This is a genomic window from Streptococcus australis, from assembly GCF_003943615.1.
Taxonomy (GTDB): Bacteria; Bacillota; Bacilli; order Lactobacillales; family Streptococcaceae; genus Streptococcus; species Streptococcus australis_C.
In genome coordinates, this window is sequence record NZ_RJPZ01000004.1 from 46,104 (window position 1) to 65,255 (window position 19,152).

At 44.3% G+C, this 19,152-nt stretch carries 19 protein-coding genes and 1 tRNA gene; all 20 read right to left on the bottom strand.

The window, feature by feature from the left end; translation table 11 throughout:
- Positions 1 to 155: 155 nt before the first annotated feature.
- The 20 genes from lacD to D8785_RS05660 all read right to left on the bottom strand — a co-directional run bounded on the left by lacD (position 156) and on the right by D8785_RS05660 (position 19,142).
- Positions 156 to 1,136: a tagatose-bisphosphate aldolase gene (lacD, locus tag D8785_RS05570; protein WP_125374755.1), complete on the bottom strand. Its 981-nt coding sequence runs from the start codon at positions 1,134 to 1,136 to the stop codon at positions 156 to 158.
- 1 nt (position 1,137) lies between these two features.
- A complete protein-coding gene (locus D8785_RS05575; protein ID WP_125374756.1) occupies positions 1,138 to 2,067 on the bottom strand; it encodes a tagatose-6-phosphate kinase in 930 nt (309 codons plus the stop codon).
- 11 nt (positions 2,068 to 2,078) lie between these two features.
- Positions 2,079 to 2,594, bottom strand: a complete 516-nt coding sequence (lacB, locus tag D8785_RS05580) for a galactose-6-phosphate isomerase subunit LacB (RefSeq protein ID WP_125374757.1) — start codon at positions 2,592 to 2,594, stop codon at positions 2,079 to 2,081.
- Positions 2,595 to 2,610: 16 nt separating this feature from the next.
- Positions 2,611 to 3,036, bottom strand: coding sequence for a galactose-6-phosphate isomerase subunit LacA (gene lacA, locus D8785_RS05585; RefSeq protein ID WP_125374758.1), 426 nt, complete (start codon positions 3,034 to 3,036; stop codon positions 2,611 to 2,613).
- A gap of 222 nt (positions 3,037 to 3,258) precedes the next feature.
- Complete coding sequence (locus tag D8785_RS05590; protein WP_023027661.1) at positions 3,259 to 4,014, bottom strand: DeoR/GlpR family DNA-binding transcription regulator; 756 nt, start codon at positions 4,012 to 4,014, stop codon at positions 3,259 to 3,261.
- A gap of 154 nt (positions 4,015 to 4,168) precedes the next feature.
- Positions 4,169 to 5,050, bottom strand: a complete 882-nt coding sequence (locus tag D8785_RS05595; protein WP_023027660.1) for a class II fructose-bisphosphate aldolase — start codon at positions 5,048 to 5,050, stop codon at positions 4,169 to 4,171.
- 178 nt (positions 5,051 to 5,228) lie between these two features.
- Positions 5,229 to 5,314: transfer RNA gene (locus D8785_RS05600), tRNA-Leu, on the bottom strand.
- 145 nt (positions 5,315 to 5,459) lie between these two features.
- Positions 5,460 to 6,155, bottom strand: coding sequence for a B3/B4 domain-containing protein (locus D8785_RS05605; protein WP_125374759.1), 696 nt, complete (start codon positions 6,153 to 6,155; stop codon positions 5,460 to 5,462).
- 215 nt (positions 6,156 to 6,370) lie between these two features.
- Positions 6,371 to 6,949, bottom strand: coding sequence for a DNA-directed RNA polymerase subunit delta (rpoE, locus tag D8785_RS05610; protein WP_023022170.1), 579 nt, complete (start codon positions 6,947 to 6,949; stop codon positions 6,371 to 6,373).
- A gap of 218 nt (positions 6,950 to 7,167) precedes the next feature.
- Positions 7,168 to 8,451, bottom strand: coding sequence for a trigger factor (gene tig / locus D8785_RS05615; protein ID WP_125374760.1), 1,284 nt, complete (start codon positions 8,449 to 8,451; stop codon positions 7,168 to 7,170).
- A 219-nt stretch (positions 8,452 to 8,670) separates the two neighbouring features.
- Positions 8,671 to 9,234, bottom strand: coding sequence for a TIGR01440 family protein (locus tag D8785_RS05620; RefSeq protein ID WP_125374761.1), 564 nt, complete (start codon positions 9,232 to 9,234; stop codon positions 8,671 to 8,673).
- A gap of 3 nt (positions 9,235 to 9,237) precedes the next feature.
- Positions 9,238 to 9,708, bottom strand: a complete 471-nt coding sequence (locus tag D8785_RS05625; RefSeq protein WP_023022167.1) for an ECF transporter S component — start codon at positions 9,706 to 9,708, stop codon at positions 9,238 to 9,240.
- Entirely contained in the window at positions 9,698 to 10,459 is a 762-nt protein-coding gene (locus tag D8785_RS05630) for a bifunctional hydroxymethylpyrimidine kinase/phosphomethylpyrimidine kinase (RefSeq protein WP_125374762.1), read from the bottom strand. Before D8785_RS05630 ends, D8785_RS05625 begins: the two co-directional genes overlap by 11 nt.
- A complete protein-coding gene (gene truA / locus D8785_RS05635) occupies positions 10,452 to 11,198 on the bottom strand; it encodes a tRNA pseudouridine(38-40) synthase TruA (protein ID WP_125374763.1) in 747 nt (248 codons plus the stop codon). Before truA ends, D8785_RS05630 begins: the two co-directional genes overlap by 8 nt.
- 732 nt (positions 11,199 to 11,930) lie before the next feature.
- Positions 11,931 to 13,172 (bottom strand): aminopeptidase, encoded by a 1,242-nt coding sequence (locus D8785_RS05640; protein WP_125374764.1) that lies wholly within the window; start codon positions 13,170 to 13,172, stop codon positions 11,931 to 11,933.
- A gap of 19 nt (positions 13,173 to 13,191) precedes the next feature.
- Entirely contained in the window at positions 13,192 to 13,341 is a 150-nt protein-coding gene (locus tag D8785_RS09745; protein ID WP_023022162.1) for a hypothetical protein, read from the bottom strand.
- 15 nt (positions 13,342 to 13,356) lie between these two features.
- On the bottom strand, positions 13,357 to 14,034 hold the full coding sequence (locus D8785_RS05645) for a hypothetical protein (protein WP_125374765.1): 678 nt from the start codon (positions 14,032 to 14,034) through the stop codon (positions 13,357 to 13,359).
- A 37-nt stretch (positions 14,035 to 14,071) separates the two neighbouring features.
- Complete coding sequence (locus tag D8785_RS05650) at positions 14,072 to 14,350, bottom strand: type II toxin-antitoxin system RelE/ParE family toxin (RefSeq protein ID WP_125374766.1); 279 nt, start codon at positions 14,348 to 14,350, stop codon at positions 14,072 to 14,074.
- Positions 14,343 to 14,606 (bottom strand): type II toxin-antitoxin system RelB/DinJ family antitoxin, encoded by a 264-nt coding sequence (locus tag D8785_RS05655; protein ID WP_125374767.1) that lies wholly within the window; start codon positions 14,604 to 14,606, stop codon positions 14,343 to 14,345. The genes D8785_RS05650 and D8785_RS05655 overlap by 8 nt, the downstream gene beginning before the upstream one ends.
- 144 nt (positions 14,607 to 14,750) lie before the next feature.
- The gene (locus tag D8785_RS05660; RefSeq protein ID WP_125374768.1) at positions 14,751 to 19,142 is read right to left on the bottom strand and encodes a PolC-type DNA polymerase III; all 4,392 of its coding nucleotides are present in this window, start codon (positions 19,140 to 19,142) and stop codon (positions 14,751 to 14,753) included.
- Positions 19,143 to 19,152: the final 10 nt, after the last annotated feature.

Genomic DNA, 19,152 nt, shown 5'->3' on the forward strand with positions numbered 1-19,152 from the left:
GACTAAGTATAGCACACGCTTTTGTTTTTGTAAACCCTTTCTTAACAACTTTTTAACTTTTTTGTTTTTTCCTAACAAATAGCTGTTTATAGCTGTCTTCTCTGGGCTCTTCAAGGAAATTTGAACGCCCATCGTTAAAGGAGTGGTCTACACTTTTAAATACGCTCTTTCCAAGAAGTTGCGACTTGGTCCAAGACTTGGTTGAGTTCTTCAATGTTGCGACGACCTTCGGTACGCAACCATTCACGAGCTGCAGCTTCCCCATTCTTGATGTAGGCTTCTACAGATCCAGCCCAAGTTGCACGTCCGCAAAGAACCCCGTTGAAGTTTGCGCCTGCTTCATGCGCAAAGACTAGAGTTTCTTGGAAGAGTTTGGCAGAAACACCTGCACTCAAGTAGATGTATGGAAGGTTGGTTGCTTCTTCTTGTTCTTTAAAGAAGGCCGCAGCTTCCTCACGACTATGCACAATTTCTCCATCGCCAAATCCTTCTACATATTTGACATTGACTGGCACTTCTACTTTCAAGACATCGATGTTGAAGCGTGGGTCTGAGAAGACTTTCATCGCTTCGATGACCTTGCGAGGTTTCACTTTAGCGTATTCTACAGAACCTGCATCAGCGATTGTTTCATCGTAAGCCAAGATTTCAAGGAAGAATGGAATTTCTTCTGCCGCACATTCTGAACCGATGCGTTCGATGTAGGCTTGTTTTTCTTGGTTGAGTTCGTCTGCACTATCCACATCATAGTAGAGCAAGAATTTCACTGCATCTGCACCCTGCTCTTTGATGCGTTTAGCTGACCAAAGGTTGAGGCAGTCTGGCAGACGCTTGGTGCTAGAAGTGTCATAGCCTGTTTTTTCATATGCCAACAAAAGCCCTGCTTCTGCATCCAAGACCTTGGTCGCTGGAAGTCCATACTCAGGGTCCAAGAGCATAGAAGATGCGAATGGTGTCAATTCTTCAGCCACCAAGACCTTCAATTCTTCCATTTGAGCCACTGTTGGTTCTGTATCTTGATACTGAGCCATGAGACGTTTCAAGGCACCGCGTTGGTCAAAAGCCAAGGCAGAGATCACACCCTCTTTGGTGCTCAATTTTTCTAAATAGTTGCGTTTTTGTTCTGTTAATACCATCTTATACCTCTTTTACATTTATCTGTTGATACAAATCATCATAGTGATGAATATTGATATGGCCTGTCGTTGCTTCTTGAGCATTCAACATGCCAAGGACATTGGCTTTGGTTAAAAGCGCTTGGTCATCTTCCTGATGATAGAGAGCTGAGGCAATCCCAGCAACCGTTGAATCACCAGAGCCCACTGGGTTGACGACTTCAATTTTTGGAATATCCACTTTATAGAAGACATCTCCGTGTTTGGCAAAGGCACCGTCAGCTCCTAGGGAGACGATGATCCAGTCAATGCCTTCAAATAAGTCAGTTTGAAGAACTTCTTTTAATTGATCAAAATCCTTGGTCACCTCATAGCCCAGTAATTGGGACAATTCTTCATTATTTGGCTTGATAACCGTTGGTTTAATAGGGGCTGCTAGAGCTTTTTCTAAGGAAGCACCTGAGCAATCCAGAACGACTGGTTTTCCTGCCTTCTTAGCACGCTCGACCAATTTCACATAATAATCAACTGGTAACCCAGCTGGTAAACTTCCTGAGATAACAACAACTGTTACAGCTGGAAGCAAAGCTTCAAAGTGAGACAGAAAGGCTTTCCCTTCTTCTTCAGAAACAGATGGACCTTTTTCCAGGATTTCAGTTTGTTGCCCTTCGTGGAGAATAGCAATACAATTGCGGGTCTCCCCTTGAATTTCAAAGAATTCTTTGCCGATCTTCTGATCCAGATGTTCCAAGATAAATTGGCCTGTTGAACCACCAATCAGACCAGTTGCCGAGACAGGATCTCCAATCTCTGCAAGGACCCGTGTGACATTGAGACCCTTCCCTCCTGCGGTTTTGCTTACCTTGTCAACTCGATTGACCGTATCCAAGTGTAAGGTTTCTAATGGATAGGAAATGTCGATTGAAGGGTTCATGGTTACCGTTAGTATCATAGACTCACCTCTTAGTCGTGGTATTCCCCACGGTCCCATTTTTCAAGGAATTCTGTGAAGAAGTCCTCATCTTCTTGATGGTCGTTGTGGGTTTCCAAATGTTGAATCTTGGCGATCAATTTCTTGTTTTCTTCACTTGGTTTGTATTCCGCGTGGTTGAAAGCTTCAATGATATCGCACATGAGCAACTCACCAGTTACTTTCCCACCAAAACCAATGACGTTGGCATTGAGTTCTTCTTTGGCATAAAGAGCAGTTGTCATATCGCGGACCAAGGCTGAACGGATTCCAGAGACCTTGTTAACCGCATTGTTAATCCCAACGCCAGTTCCACAGATACATACTCCAAGATCTGCTTGGCCACTAGCTACTGCCTCTCCGACTTTTTTCCCAAAAATTGGGTAGTGGGTGCGCGCGTGGTCATAGGTTCCGAAGTCAAGAACCTCATAGCCTTTTGATTTCAAAAATTCAGAAACAGCCATTTTTTCGTTTGTGACAATATGGTCACATCCAATTGCAATTTTCATTCTTTTACTCCTCCCTTTAGCACATCTTGTTGAGCATATCGACACGGATTTGGTGGCGACCACCGTCATACTTACCGTTTACAAATCCCTTGGCAATATTTTTGGCCAATTGGTCACCTACGATTTGAGCACCCATGGTAATCATACGAGAATTGTTGTGTCCACGAGTCATATAAGCAGAACGCTCATCAGACACTTCCGCCGCAACCATTCCTTTGATTTTAGTTGCGACCATGAAAGGACCTGCTCCATAAGCGTCAATAACAATCCCAAGATTGTCTTCTGCTTGTTTCACTTCTTTTGCAACAGCCAAAGTCACATCGACAAAGTCTTGCCCTTCTTCTGTCACGTCCACCACTTGGAAACCTTCTGCTTCCAAATATTCTTTGACTACTTCTTTTAAGCGGATACCTGCTACATCCGTACCAACTACAATTGCCATATGCTTCTCCTTTTTGCATTTCCGTCAACAAAGAAAGTTCTCCTCTTTCTTCATTCGACTTCGTTTTGTTATTCACAAACACAGTATAGCGCCAATTTTGTTTATTGTCAACTATTTTTTGTTTATATTTTTCATTTTTCTTTATTTTTTATTATTTTTTAGCCCCAAATTGTTTGTAATAAACAAAAAAGAGAGAATCGCTCTCTCTTTTCAATTTATTATTTATACAATCACACGTGTATATTCCTCTAATTCTTCATGTGCTTTCTCAGATGCATCGTCCGTTATCACTGCCGTCACTTTTTTTAAGGAACAGATAGAGGTAAAGTCTTCCTTGCCAATCTTGGAGGAATCAATCAGTAGGTAGGCTTCGGAAGAACGTTCTAAGGCCAACTTTTGCGTATAGGCTTCTTCAAAAGAAGAGGTCAGAACGCGCCCATCCACAATGCCATTCCCACTAAAAAACATCTTGTGGAAGTACATTCTTTCCATGAGAGTGTTCGTTATCTCGCCGACAAAAGCTTGGCTGGTTTCTCGTAGCTCCCCTCCCAAGAGGATTACCTTAAAGGTATCACTTTTCTTCTTTAACAACTCTTGGAAAATCGGCAGACAGTTGGTCACCACGCGCAATTCCTTATTATTAATAGCTTCGGAAAGAACTTCAACAGAGGTCCCAGGTCCAAGGAAGATACTCTCACCTTCTTTTATCAGTTCGCAAGCTTTCTTCGCTACCTCACGCTTAGCCAGTATATTCTTGAGCAACTTCTCTTCATGAGGAAGTTCTCGTGAAGGGAGGAATTGGTTACTTTTAGCTCCGTTTCGAACCCGAATAATCAGCCCCTGTTTTTCCAGTTCAATCAAATCACGACGGACCGTCATATCCGACACCTGCATACTTTCCATTATATCTTGAACGTAAACGGTTCCAGCCTTATTAACTAGATTGATAATCTCATTCAGTCTTTCCTGTTTCTTCATTTCCTACCTACTTGCTTCGTTTTTGTTTATTATAACCTTAAACTGTCAGAATCGCAATCATTATTTGTTTGAAACAAACATTTTTCCAAAAAAGAGAAATCAAAAAGGCTTATCCGTACGGATAAACCTCTGGTTAATATCGTTTCAAGCGAAATTAAGCTTTGTTTTCTGAACCGAATACGTCGATACGTTCTTCAACTGAAGCTGTGATTGCTTCGAATCCTGGTTTCAAGAATTTACGTGGGTCGAAGAGTTTCTTCTTATCGTATTCTGCTTCGTTTGCATCGTATTCACGTACGAATTGACGAGTTGCGTTAGCGAATGCGATTTGGCACTCAGTGTTAACGTTAACTTTCGCAACACCAAGTTTGATAGCTTCTTGGATTTGGTCATCAGGGATACCTGAACCACCGTGCAATACGATTGGGAATCCTGGAAGAGCTTCTGTCAATTTCTTCAAGTGGTCAAGGTCAAGACCTTCCCAGTTTGCTGGGTATGGACCGTGGATGTTACCAATACCTGCTGCCAAGAAGTCGATTCCTGTAGCAACCATTGCTTTAGCATCTTCGATTGGTGCCAATTCACCTTTACCAACGATACCGTCTTCTTCACCACCGATTGTACCAACTTCAGCCTCAACTGAGATACCTTTAGCGTGAGCTTTTTCTACAACTTCTTTCGCCAATTTAAGGTTTTCTTCAACTGGAAGGTGTGATCCGTCAAACATGATTGAAGTGTAGCCAACTTCGATACACTCAAGAGCATCTTCGTAGTGACCATGGTCCAAGTGGATTGCAACTGGTACAGTGATACCCATTGCTTCAACAAGGTTAGCGATCATGTTGCGAGCTACTTTGTAACCACCCATGTATTTAGCAGCACCCATAGAAGTTTGGATCAAAACTGGAGCTTTTTTAGCTTCTGCTGCACGCAAGATAGCTTGAGTCCACTCAAGGTTGTTTGTGTTAAATCCACCAACTGCGTAACCATTGTCACGAGCTGCTTGGACAAATTTTTCTGCTGAAACGATTGCCATTAGTAGTAGGCCTCCTCTAATTTTTTGTGGTTAAACCACTTACATTGTTTATTTTATCACTTTTTCATTGAAAATGCTAGCTTTTCCTGAACCTTTAAAGCGTTTTCTTCTCTTTTCAAGCTGTCTTTCTGCTAAATGAACAAGAAAAAAGATAGCCGAAGCTATCTCGATAATCCGATGCGGAGAGAGGGACTTGAACCCTCACGACCTAAAGCGGTCACAGGATCCTTAGTCCTGCGCGTCTGCCAATTCCGCCATCCCCGCGATTGAGTACCTTACTAGTATATCAATCTTCTACTTTCTTGTCAAGATTTTTTTCAAACTTTTTTACAGGTTAGGAAGATCATTGGCACCTTCACTTCTCTCTCCTGTTTAGATGCTGACAAATCCTCCTTACTGAAAGACTCCTTTAAGGGACTGGAATTGTCTCACTGGGGGTAACCAGAAACTTTTCAAATTCTAAATCAGGCATGCATGAGATCAAATCTTCTCTGATCCGATCGAGTGCTTCCAAGCGCATCTCTACAGAGGTCGCTCGATTCCCCTGTATGATAAAGAGGACATTACGGGTAGTCTCCTCCATCTTGTAGCGTTCACCATCTCTCACATCTAGCCAGGCCATAATACCTTGTTGATCTCGGTAGACCGGATCGCTTTCACTAACATGCTTTTCGGTTGATAAGATGGGCAAAAAGCTATCCTCTCTTTGGCTAATCGTAAATTCGATTGGCCCCTGGATCTTATCTAAATCATGCCCTCCGATGGCTAAAAAGGAACTGAGGCATTCGACATTATAGATATCAATCACACTATTAATCGTAGGAAGGAAGCCACGACTTTGAATATTCTTAATCAAAGCAAGAATAGTCGGTGGGTTCTTCTTAACACTACGCCCCACATCCTTCAATAAGTCAAGGTAGCCTTGTACAACCGGCTCCTCTTTCACCGAGCTGAGATCGCAATTTAAAGCCCAAGCTTCCATCTCCTTCTTTTTAGCTAAAAATTCTGCAGATAAGGGAGCTTGTGGATTCACCTGTTTTGCCACTCCAATCACTACCGTCTCAATCCCTAAATCCACCAAACTTTGATTCAGTATCCAGTCCATATTTCCTTCCTCCTTCTGCGCTAGGTTAGGCTTACACCCTCATTATACTCCTCTTTGAACCATCCTTCAAGTAAAGAAAAGAGAGTGGGATAGTTGAGTAGGGCTGTAAAAGCCGATGAAATCAGTGTAGTAGAGCCCACTCAACCACTGCGTCCTGCTCGACAATCCAAAGAAAATAAAGAGGCTAGGACTTTTGTCCCAGCCTCTTTTTTGGATTATTCTTCTTCTTCGTAAGACTCTTCTTCGTCTTCTTCGTCAGTTAACTCAACTTCCACATCCAACTCATCTGGTGAGATTTCATTAATTTCAGCGTCATACGCTTCCACTTCATCCTTCTCATCTTCTGGGTTTTCATCATCGTAAGTAAGCGCTGGATCTGCTTCATAGACATCTTCGTCTTCTGGATCATCCGCATTGTAATCAATCGCGTCTTCATCTCCATCCATAAAGGCGTTGACACGTTTTTTCTTACGTTTCTTAGGCTCTTCGTCTTCATCTGTTTCTTCAAGAGCGATGATTTCTTCATCTACCTCATCGATGGCATACCATGAGCGAAGTCCCCATTTGTTATCTCCTAGTGGGATAAAGCTTCCATCCACATTCAATTCCGTATAGAACAATGGAAGAGCTTCACGAATTTCACTGTTTGATTTTTCGAGGTAGTTTTGAATTTCATTGACCAGGTCATTAAAATACATTTCATGATCACGGCCACGTGACTCCAAAATGGCACGGGCTACTTCAATCATTGAAAGTTCACTTTTTTCTTGTCCAGCAAATACTTCTAATTCCAAGGTAGATCTCCTTCATTTTTATCTCAAGGTAGCACTCTTTTTCATTAAAAAAGAGGATACCCCTAGAATACATCATTTATCGTTACACTCTATTGTACGATAATTTTCCCCTTTCGTCAAAGGAAAATTCCGCGCCAATAAGAAGAGAAAAGCCGGGACACATGGCCTCAGCTTTTCCTCTTATGATTGGTTTCCATAAAGATGGAAGATCATCTTTTTTATTTTACTTTCGCAGTGCTTGTGATCACTTCAACAGCTTTCTTCACAGCGATATCATGTTTCAACATTTCTGGTGAAAGCAAGCTGCGGACTTGTTCAACTGGCATGTTGTAATCTGCTGCCAATTGTTCGATTTCTGCAGTTACTTCTTCGTCAGTTGCTTCGAAGCCTTCTGCTTTGGCAACCGCTTCTACGACAAGGTTTGTCTTAGTACGTGCTGCTGCGTCTGCTTCATATTGTTTGTGAAGATCTTCTTGAGTTGTTCCAGTGATTTGGAAGTACATGTCTGGAGAGATTCCTTGACGTTGCATGTTTCCAAGGAATTCATTAACAGCACGGTGTACTTCTTCGTGGATCATTTCTTCTGGAAGGTCAACGATTTCTGCATTTTCTACCGCGAGATCAATTGCTGCTGATTCAACTGCATCTTTGTAAGCTTCTTCTTTTGCTTCAGCCAACTCTTTGCGGTATTTTTCTTTCAATTCAGCGAGAGTTTCAACTTCTTCATCGATGTCTTTTGCCAATTCATCGTCAAGAGCTGGTACTTCTTTTGCTTTTACTTCGTGGATAGTTGTCACGAATTTCGCTTCTTTACCTGCAAGGTCAGTTGCTTGGTAGTCTTCTGGGAAAGTTACGATCACATCAACTGTTTCACCAGCAGAGTGTCCAACCAATTGGTCTTCAAAACCTGGGATGAATTGACCTGAACCAAGTCCAAGCGAGAAGTTATCTCCTTTTCCTCCGTCAAACTCAACACCGTCAACAGAACCTACAAAGTCGATCACAACTGTATCACCTTCAGCTGCTGGTCCTTCTTTGATGACCAATTCAGCCAAGTTGTTGCGTTCGCGTTCGATACGTGCATCTACATCTTCATCTGTTACTTCTTTAGAAACTTCTACAGATACTTCAAGGTCTTTGTAAGCACCCAATTTTACTTCTGGTTTTGTAACAACATTTGCTGTCAAAGTCCAATCTTGACCTTTTTCCATTGATACAACGTCAAAAGTTGGTTGAGCAACAACTTCAAGACCTGCTTCTTTTACTGCTGCCTCATAAGCTGCTGGAAGAAGATCGTTCAAAGCATCTTGATAAAGTGATTCTTCACCAAAACGTTGGTTGAAGATTGGACGTGGAAGGTGACCTTTACGGAATCCTGGTACGTTCAAGTTTTTCTTAACAGATTCAAACACGCGATCTAAAGCTGGTTTAATTTGTTCTTGACTAATAGTGAAAGTCAATACACCGCGGTTTGTTTCTTTGTTTTCAAATGATACAGACATTCTGTCTCTCCTTAAAATAATATAGTCATTCCTAATAATTTTACCATAAAACTTCGAAAATGCAAGTTTTTGGGCATTCTGGTTTTGTGGAAACTGCTTCTTTTTTAAGCTTTTTTATAGTGGTTTCTGCAGACCAATAGATTTCAAATCCCTTTCCTCTCTCAAAATTGGTCCCGAAACAAAAAAACTAGTCCATGTCTTAAACTAGTTTCCTTCTTATTAAGATTTTCGAAGCGGATCTTCTTGGTAAGAAGCACGCGCCCCACCGATTAACTTCGGACGACTGGCTAGAGCCGTCACATGGGCGCCACCCAGTTCTTTCAAGACAGGGCGAACGGGTACTTGCACATGCTTGACATGCATCCCGATAGAGGTATCTCCAATATCCAAGCCAGCCTGAGCTGTAATAAATTCAACTTCGACTGGGTCTTTCATATAACTGAAAGCTGCCAACTGACCGGCACCACCCGCATGGAGGCTCGGTAGTACATTGACGATTTCTAAGTCTTTCTTTTCTGCTAGTTCACGTTCGACCACCAGAGCTCGGTTAAGGTGCTCACATCCTTGAACCGCTAAATAAATCCCTTTGGGAGTTAGGGTATCCAGGATGGTTTTCACAACGGCTTGCCCAATCTCTAAACTTGAGTTCTTACCGATACTTGCGCCAGCGACTTCACTGGTTGACAGGCCTAACACGAGGATTTGCCCCTGACGCAGATTAGACTTAGATAAAAGATCCAGCAAGATTTCCTGGGTTTCTCTTTTTAATTGCTCCAACTCCATCTTCTAATTTCCCTTCTTTGGTAAGAAATGATAAAGAGCATATCCTAGAGCCATACCAACGAAGTTTTGAACCAAATTATGAGGAATCTCCGCTAAGGCTGGCCCCCAGTTGTTTCCTAAAAAGAGCGCTGAAGCTAGTGCATAGCCACCTACCATGATGACAGTAGCAAGTAACAGACCGATGTAGCGGGCTTTTCCTTTAAAGCCAGCAAAGTAGCCTTGAGCTCCGTGGAAAAGAAGACTAAAGAACATCCATTGAGGATAACCGGAGACGAGGTCTAAGAGAAAGGCGCCAAGACCACCAACCACTGCTCCTTCTTTGCGCCCCAAATAAAAGGCGGTGAAGTATACACCTAGATCCAGCAAGGTCACCATCCCGGTAGGAGTTGGCAACTTGGTATAATAGCCTAGCACTACCGTCAAGGCAGATAAAATGGCTAAGCGGGCGATTACTTGGGTACGTTTATTGGTCATATTGAACTACTCCATATTGATCTGATTTTTGAATGGCTTGGTAGACGAAGTCTTTAGAGGCTTTGACAGCTTCAAGAGGAGTTTTCCCTTGAACCAATTGGCTGGAAATGCTAGAAGCAAAAGTACAACCCGCTCCTGTATTATTCTTTTCTAGGACGGCTTCTTCGAAGACCGTAAAGTCCTTTCCGTCATAAAAGACATCGATGGCTTTTTCTTGGTTGAGACGATTGCCCCCTTTGACCACGACATTGGCTGCTCCCAATTCATGGAGCTTACGAGCAACCTCCTTCATATCATCGAGAGATTGAATTTTGCTTTGGGTCAAGATCTCAGCCTCTGGTAAGTTTGGTGTGATGATGGTCACAGAAGGGAAGAATTTGATCAATTCATCTCGAAGGGCTGACACTTCCACATCATGGGTCTCCTTGCAGACCAAGACAGGGTCTAAGACGACAGGGATATCCGCATGAGCCTTTACGTAGTCCAAGGCCAGGTCTGCCACTTCAACATTTGGCAAGAGGCCGAGTTTAATTGCGGAAAAAGGAACATCCTTGAGAGAGTTGAGCTGTTGGGCAAAGGTCGTCGGATCCACCGGAATGACTTCAAAACCATGCTCGGTCATGGCTGTCAAACAAGTTACTGCTACAAAACCATGCTGCTTGTTGGTTGTATAGGTCGCAAGGTCGGCATGAAGGCCTCCCCCACTAAAAATATCATTTCCTGAAATAGCTAGAATCAATTCATTACTCATAACGGATCTCCTTTAAATATAAGCCATTTGGCGCTGCTGTTGGACCTGCTAGATTGCGGTCCTTTTTTTCTAAAATCAAGTCAATTTGCTCAACCGGCATTCGTCCATTGCCAATCTTTAGCAAGGTCCCCACCATATTGCGGATCTGTTTGTAGAGAAAGCCATTGCCCGAAAAGGTAAAGAGAAGGCAATGATTTGCCGCATCCTCGACCAAGCGGGCCTCTGTAATCGTACGCACCTTGTCTTCCACACTGGTTCCCGAAGCTGTGAAGCCAGTGAAATCGTGGGTCCCCTCCAACTTTTGGATGGCTTCTTGCATCTTGGCCACATCCAAGGGGTAAGGATAGTGGGTTGCATAGTGGCGCATCATGGGATTCTTGGGGCGACCATAATCCACGATGAATTCGTAGGTCTTGCTATGCTTCTGGTAGCGTGAATGGAAGTCATCAGGTACTTGCTCCACCCGGATAAAGTCAATATCCTCTGGAGTTTGGGTATCGAGGGCAAAGCGGAGCTTTTCCTCATCCCGTGGCTGGGGGAGATCAAAATGGATGACCTGGCCAAGGGCATGGACACCTGCATCCGTCCGTCCCGCTCCGTGAATGGTCACAGGATTTCCTTGATTCAGACGCATCAAGGTCTTCTCGATTTCTTCTTGCACACTACGCGAATGCGGTTGTCGTTGGAAACCTGCAAATAGAGTTCCATCGTAAGAAATAGTTGCTTTATATCGTGTCATGTTTTTATTTTATCAAGTTCATCCAAGCGGAACAAGGCAGAAAAACGACAACTGTCTGGGTACAGTTTTTAGGACAAAAAAGAACTAAGTCTTTCCTTTTCCATCTCTGGAAAACTAGAAAAACTTAGTTCAGTCGGGGGGCTGATTACTCTTCTTCCCTTCCTTTGAGACTCATACCTGTCGCTCCTAAGATGGCTCCAAGCAAGGCCCTTCCTAAGCAACTGTGTAGGGGCACTAAAAAGGTCCTGTGGACCTTTTTTGCCCGAGCCTTAAATCCAAAAAGCGAGGAAGAAATCGAGACTGCGTCTACTGATTTCTGTCTCTCGGCACAGTGGTTGATTGCTCAAAACACTGTTTTGAGGTGGCGGATAGGAATTGCGGAACAAGGACCTGCCTAAGAAACTGGGCGGGGGTACTAAAAAGGTCCTGTGGACCTTTTTTGCCCGAGCCTTGAATCCAAAAAAGCGAGGAAGAAATCAAGACTGCGTCCACCGATTTCTGTCTCTCGGCGCAGTGGTTGATTGGAACTACTCCTACCTACGGTACTTGTACTTCCTAATCAACTGGGCGGGGGCAGGACTACGAAATCGAGACTGCGTCCACCGATTTCTGTCTCTCGGCGCAGTGGTTGATTGGAACTACTCCTACCTACGGTACTTGTACTTCCTAATCAACTGTGCGGGGGCAGGACTACGAAATCGAGACTGCGTCTACCGATTTCTGTCCTGCTCCCTATATTGCCCAATCTCCGTTGCGGAATACTGGGACGCGGGTGCCGTCTTCTCGGATGCCGTCGATATCCATTTGACTTGAGCCGATCATGAAGTCGACGTGGACGTCTGAGCGGTTAAGTCCTGCTGCTTCGAGTTCTTCTTCTGTAAACTCTGCACCACCTTCTACACTAGTTGCATAGGCTGCCCCGATGGCCAAGTGGTTAGAGGCATTTTCGTCAAAGAGAGTGTTAAAGAAAGTAATGCCTGATTGGGAAATCGGACTTGGGTCTGGTACGAGGGCACATTCACCCAAAGCACGCGCTCCCTTGTTTTTGAAGACTAAATCTTTCATGACTTGATCGCCTTTTTCAGCTGTAATATCTACAATTTCTCCATTTTCAAAGGTCACTTTGATCCCTTCGATGATATTCCCATTGTAGCTAAGCGGTTTTGTAGAAGTTACATAACCTTCTGCGCGACGGAAGTCAGGAGCTGTGAAGACCTCTTCTGTCGGCATATTTGGCAAGAATCCTTCGCCTTGGGCATTAATAGCTCCGGCTGATTCCCAAACGTGGTTTTTCGGTAAACCAAGGGTCAAATCTGTTCCAGGCGCTGTGTAATGAAGGGCTGAGAATTGCTCTTTGTTAAGTGTATCTGCCTTGCTCTTGAGAATAGCAGCATGCTCTTCCCAAGCCTTGACTGGATCTTCTTCGTAAACCCGGCAGGTCTTGAAGATTTGATCCCACAGGAGATCCACTGCTTCTTCATCGCTAGCCGCATTTGGGAAGACCTTCTTCGCCCATTCTAACCCTGCTGCAGCAGCAACTGTCCAGCTGACCTTATTAGACTGAGTGGCGATGCGCATGGGTTTCATGGCCATGCCCAAAGCCTTAGCAGAGGCAGAAAGCTTCTCTGCATCGACACCATTTAAGGCACCTGGGTCAGACGAGCGAACACCCAAGCGACTCGCCTTGTGGTCCAAGAGGTAGTTCATCTCTGCAATCTTGTAGTCAGGTACATTGTCCAAGCGATCCATCGGGGCATGGAGGAATTTTTCCCGATTAGTGAAGTCATCCGCCCATTGGACAATGACTTCGTGCGCCCCCAAGGCATAGGCTTCCTTCACAATCAAGTGGGCTAATTCTCTTTGTTCCACATCGATGTTCAAAGCCAAGGTATGGCCAGGCTGCACGTTAACTCCGTTCGCAACCAACAATTTAGCATATTTTTCTAAGTTTTCTTTAAAATTTGGTAAAACCATTTTTCAATCCTTTTCTATATTAATCCTTTAAGAGTGACAAGAGATTTGCTACCACGACAGTGGAGCAGACCAAGCCAGTGACTTTTAAAATTGTATCGGTATCTAGCTCTAATTGATAGCTAAATGTTTTTTGAGCAGGTTTGTCTTCTGCAAAAATTTTTACTCTCATCGTTCCATTCCTTTCTTAGTCATCCTCCTCACCTAGATAGAGGCGTCTTGCCTCTGGGCTGTTGGTAAGAATATCGATATAGGTTTCATAATCATCAGGCAGGGGCTTTCCCAAAGAGATATCTAGCTCTGGATTCACATTTTTCCCATGGAGAAAGCAGAGATAAAGACGTTCATTGAGCGTCGGAAAGACTTCGATGGACATGAGCTCAGCCTGACCTACCCGCTCCCAATCTTGCTCTTGGATATCTGGTAAGATATAGGCTTGGAAGAGTCCCATTAGAGGATTATCCTCTGGTAGGCCACTTTCCTTATCCGCCTGAACTAAGGAAAGCCGTTGGCCAAAACCAGCTACTTGGCGCTCCCGTCCCTTCACCGAAACCGTAATCGGATGCCCTCCCATATGGCTGTAAATCCATTCTTTAGGTAGCCGATAATCTAACAGAGGCTCAAGATCTTTGACAATCGTTACAGGACTATAGCGTAGAAACTGACGAGTGACTGCTTTACAAAAGAGAATATTCTCCTCTTTCAAGGTCACTCCCTTCCAACTATTTTCCTCCTTAAAATGGTTAAAAAATACCAGATAGGGCTCTCGGACCATTTGCGCTAAGACATAGACGCCATTCCGTAGGCGAATGGAAATGACTTTCCCTGACTTCCAGGGTGTTGCTCTTTTTTTCTTTTCTATCATTAGCCAACCTCAAAACGAGCGAGGATCCTTGAATCCATCAAAACAAATCACTATGACTTCCTGTCCTCAGCAAGTTTAAAATCAATTCATCCTTGTCCACTTTATACACCAAAAGCCAATCCGGCTGGATATGACACTCACGAACACCTTGAAAATGCTTGGAGTTGGTCAGTTGATGGTCACGATATCTGACAGGAAGTTCTTTTTCTTGAATCAGAAAATGCAAGACTTCTTCTAACAAATTTGCTTTCAATCCACGCCTCATTGCCAACTTAAAATCTTTTTTAAACTGTTTATGATAGCGAATCTTAAGCACGCAAGTCCTCCATCAAGTCTGAGACAGATTCAAAAGACCGACTCATATTCCGATTTTGATCTACATCCGTTACTACTTGAAACAATTTCCGATTATCGTCTATTCTAACATCAAAAGGTAAGCCCTGATATTGAATAGCCTGACGGAGAAAAATGTTGATGGCTGTTGTCATATCCATCCCTAAATGATTAAAAACCTGTTGAGCCTGTTCCTTAACCTCACTATCCAAACGAATACTCATACTCGTCTTAGACATATTCTCACCTTCTTTCTATTGATTATTATAACAAAAAATAAGGCTATTGTAAATTCATTAGATATACAATAGCCTACTATTGGTTTTACTGTTAAGTTTTCATGAGACAAAACTTCATCAACTTTTGTAAACGTTTCGTCTCCATCAAAACAAATCATCAAAGAGACTGAGCTGGTTATCCTCAGGCATATTGCCAAGAATGCCCATCTCATCCATCTTTTCTACCAAGGTTGAGGAGACACCGCCACGTTTGCGCAACTCTGTTTTAGAGAGGAATTCTCCTTCTTTGCGAGCTCGCACAATCTGCTTGGCTACGTTTTCTCCCAATCCATCCATGGCGACAAATGGTGGAATAAGGGTATCTCCATCGATGATGAATTCCGTCGCATCACTACGATAGAGATCTAGCTTGCCAAACTTGAAACCTCGCTCCCACATCTCATTGACAATTTCAAGCGTCGTGTAAAGGTCAATTTCTACGTTGGAAGCTTCGTTGTTCTTGCGTTTTTCAGCAATCTCCTTCATCCGCGCTTTCACGGCTTCTAGTCCTGCGCCCATGGTCTTGATATCAAAGGCCTTGGCACGGATTGAGAAGTAAGCACAGTAATAGTAGAGAGGATGATGAACCTTAAAGTAAGCCACCCGCAAGGCCATCATAACGTAGGCTGCCGCATGGGCTTTGGGGAACATGTACTTGATTTTCCCACAAGATTCGATGTACCATTCCGGTACATTGTTAGCCTTCATGGCCTCAATATAACCATTGCGCTCTTCTTCAGGAATCTTGAGCCACATCCCTTTCCGCACCCGCTCCATGATGGTAAAGGCCATTTTTGGATCTAGGCCAGCGTGCATGAGGTAAACCATGATGTCATCTCGACATCCGATAACGGTTGATAGGTCAGCAATACCCGCCTTGATCAAGTCTTGGGCATTTCCCAACCATACGTCGGTACCGTGAGACAGACCAGAAAGCTGAAGCAACTCGGCAAAGGTCGTCGGATGAGTCTCATCGACCATGCCTCGAACAAAGTTGGTTCCAAACTCTGGAATTCCCAGCATACCAGTCGAGGTACCGATTTGCTCCGGTGTGACTCCTAAGATATCGGTTCCTGAGAAGAGGGCCATGACACCTGGATCATCCATAGGAATATCGTTTGGATCAATGCCCGACAAGTCCTGGAGCTTGCGAATCATGGTCGGATCATCGTGTCCCAGGACATCAAGCTTGAGGACGTTCTCATCGATATCGTGGAAGTTAAAGTGAGTGGTCTGCCATTCAGCTGTCACATCATCTGCTGGGTACTGCACAGGGGTGAAGTCATAGACATCCATATAGTTTGGAATAACAACGATTCCCCCTGGGTGCTGACCGGTCGTCCGTTTAACCCCAGCAGCTCCTTGCGCTAGGCGTTCCACCTCTGCATCCCGGTAATACTTGCCGTAGTCCCGCTCATAGCCTTTAACAAACCCATAGGCTGTCTTGGCAGCCACCGTACCTACCGTTCCTGCACGGAAGGCATATTCTTCTCCGAAGATATCGCGAACATCCAAGTGGGCACTCGGCTGGTCCTCCCCTGAGAAGTTCAAATCAATATCGGGTACCTTGTCCCCATCAAAACCAAGGAAGGTCTCGAAAGGAATGTCTTGGCCATTTTTGCTAAGTTCGTGACCACAGTTTGGACAGTCCTTATTGGGCATATCAAATCCTGAACCGTAAGAACCATCTGTGATAAACTCACTGTACTGACACTGCCCACAGACATAGTGAGGAGAAAGAGGATTAACCTCGGTGATCCCAATCATGGTCGCAACGAAACTGGATCCAACAGACCCACGCGAACCAACCAAGTAGCCTCGTTCGTTGGAACGATGCACTAGCATCTGTGAAGCCAGATAAATCACGGCGAATCCATTCCCCAAAATAGAGGTCAGTTCTTTTTCAATCCGCAAATCAACAATATCAGGTAGCGGATTCCCATAGATTTCAAAGGCCTTCTGATAGGTCAATTCGGCAACCGTTTCTTCGGCCTTGTCGATAAATGGGGTATAGAGGTCACCCTTGACCACTTCGACAGGTTCAAAAATTTCTGCCAGAGCATTGGTGTTTTCAATGACCAGTTTTCGTGCTAAGTCTTCCCCCAGAAAGGCAAATTCATCCAGCATTTCATTGGTTGTACGGAAATGGGCTTTTGGTAGGGGTGCTGGTTGGGCATTTTCTCCATGGCCAATGGTCCGGTTAATCATGGCCCCTTGCCCGAGACTACGGACAATGATTTCCCGATAGATCTCTTCCTCAGGCTCTAGATAGTGGACATTCCCTGTCGCCAGGACTGGCTTGCCAAGGCGATCTCCCACCTCAATCAAGCTCTTGATGATGGTCTGGAGCTCATCCATATCTTTGACCTGCTCTTTAGCAATGAGGGGCGCATAAATGGCTGGAGGCATGACCTCGATAAAGTCATAATACTTGGCCACTTCCACTGCCGCGTCAACTCCTTGAGAGACGACCGCGTCAAAGACTTCTCCTTCAGAACAAGCTGATCCTAAAATCAAACCTTCCCGATGGGCATCTAAAACTGTCCGCGGAATCCGAGGAACTCCCTCAAAATATTGGGTATTGGAAAGGGAGACCAGTTTGAACATGTTTTTCAAGCCGGTCTGGTTCTTGACATAGATGGTTGCGTGTTTGACCCGAGCCTTTTTGTAGGAATCCGGACTAATCAAATCCAAATTCAGCTTGGCCAGATTGGTCACGCCATGCTTTTCTGCTACATCCTTGATAAAGATAAAGAGCAGACGGCCCGTCGCTTCTGCATCATAGTTGGCCATATGGTGATGTTCCAAAGCAACCCCAAAGCGCTTGGTCAAGGGTCCCAAACCATGACGCTTGTACTCAGGATAAAGGTTCCGAGCGAACTCTAACGTATCAATTATTGGCTGAGTGATTTTAGGAAGGCCATGACGCTCATAGTTGGCATTCATGAAGCCCACGTCAAAAGTGGCATTGTGGGCAACCAGAACCGCATCCTTGCAGAATTCCTGGAACTCCTCCAAGACCTGTTTCAAAGGTTTGGCATTGCGAACATGGTCATCAGTAATCCCTGTCAGATCCGTTGTAAAGGCGGAAATGGGGTGGCCTGGATTGATAAACTCATCAAATTCAGCAATGATGTTGCCCTTGTGCATTTTAGAAGCGGCAACCTGAATCAGATCATTGTAAATCGCTGAGAGTCCTGTCGTTTCCACGTCAAAAACCACATAGGTTGCTTCGTGAAGATCTAGATCAACTTCATTGTAGGTAATCGGCACGCGGTCTTCAACGATATTGGCTTCCATCCCATAGATGAGTTGGATACCAGCTTTTTTAGCTGCCTTGTAACCATGAGGGAAGGACTGCACATTGCCATGATCGGTAATAGCAACTGCCTTGTGGCCCCATTTGGCAGCTTTTGCGACCAACTCCTCTACCTCAGGTAGGGCATCCATGGTCGACATATTGGTATGGGCATGGAACTCGACCCGATGCTCGCCTTCTGGCATCAGATCCTTGCGCTCATAGTGGACCACTTCTTGAACATCTTGAACATTCATGGTCAAATCTCGTGTAAAGTTATTGACCTCGATATTCCCACGAACCCGTAACCAAGAGTTTTTCTTGATCATATCAAACTTCTGAGCTTCTTCTTCATTTTTAGCCCATTTCTGGAGCGAAAAACTGGAGGTATAGTCGGTCATCTTGAAATTGATCAAGACTCGACCTGTCCGAGTTACCTTTTGCTCGACATCAAAGACGACCCCTTCAAAAACAATGCGATTCTCTTCTGTCGTGATATCAATCATAGGAGTGATCTCTGCCTTATCCAGCTTAGGCTTGGCCGCAGCCTTTTTGGCTTTGAAATCAAAGGCTGGTTTTTCCTCTGCTGGCGGTGGGGCCATTTGAGACAAGGACTCCATAGCCCGCAAAGTTTCTTCGTTGGCTGCTTGGAAGATTTGATCCTTCTCAGCTTCGAAGGCCTGTTGGAGTTCTTCTGTCAACTGGTCATCAGCTTCTACCCGACACTGAAAATGAGGAAAACCAAACTTGGTCAATTGACTAGCAAGATTTGGCAGATGGTTTTTCCGGTGATGCTCCGTATCCACAGATGAAGGGCCACTAATGATCAACTCTTCTCCCTGTGCACGAACCTGCAAGTGTTGATACATGCTCTTAAAGCCTTGGCTCGCACAGGGACCATCTTCAAAAGCTTCCTGGTAATAGGCTTGCAAGAGGTCCTCACTAAAAGTTGGATTCTTTACCTGAATCTCAAACACCGCTCGATTGCCTGTCTTTGAAAACTCCTCAGCCAAGCGGTTTTTGAGCTCCTGAAAAATCGTGATGGGAAGAATTTCGGCAAAAACAAAACGAAATTCCCAAACACGACTGAGCTTATGGACGATGACCTCTTGGATTTCAGCCCCTTCAAAAGCGCCTGATTCACGCATTTCCAAAGGCATCCCTAACTGATTCATTAAGATTTCAAAGCTAGTTGACATGATTTCTCCC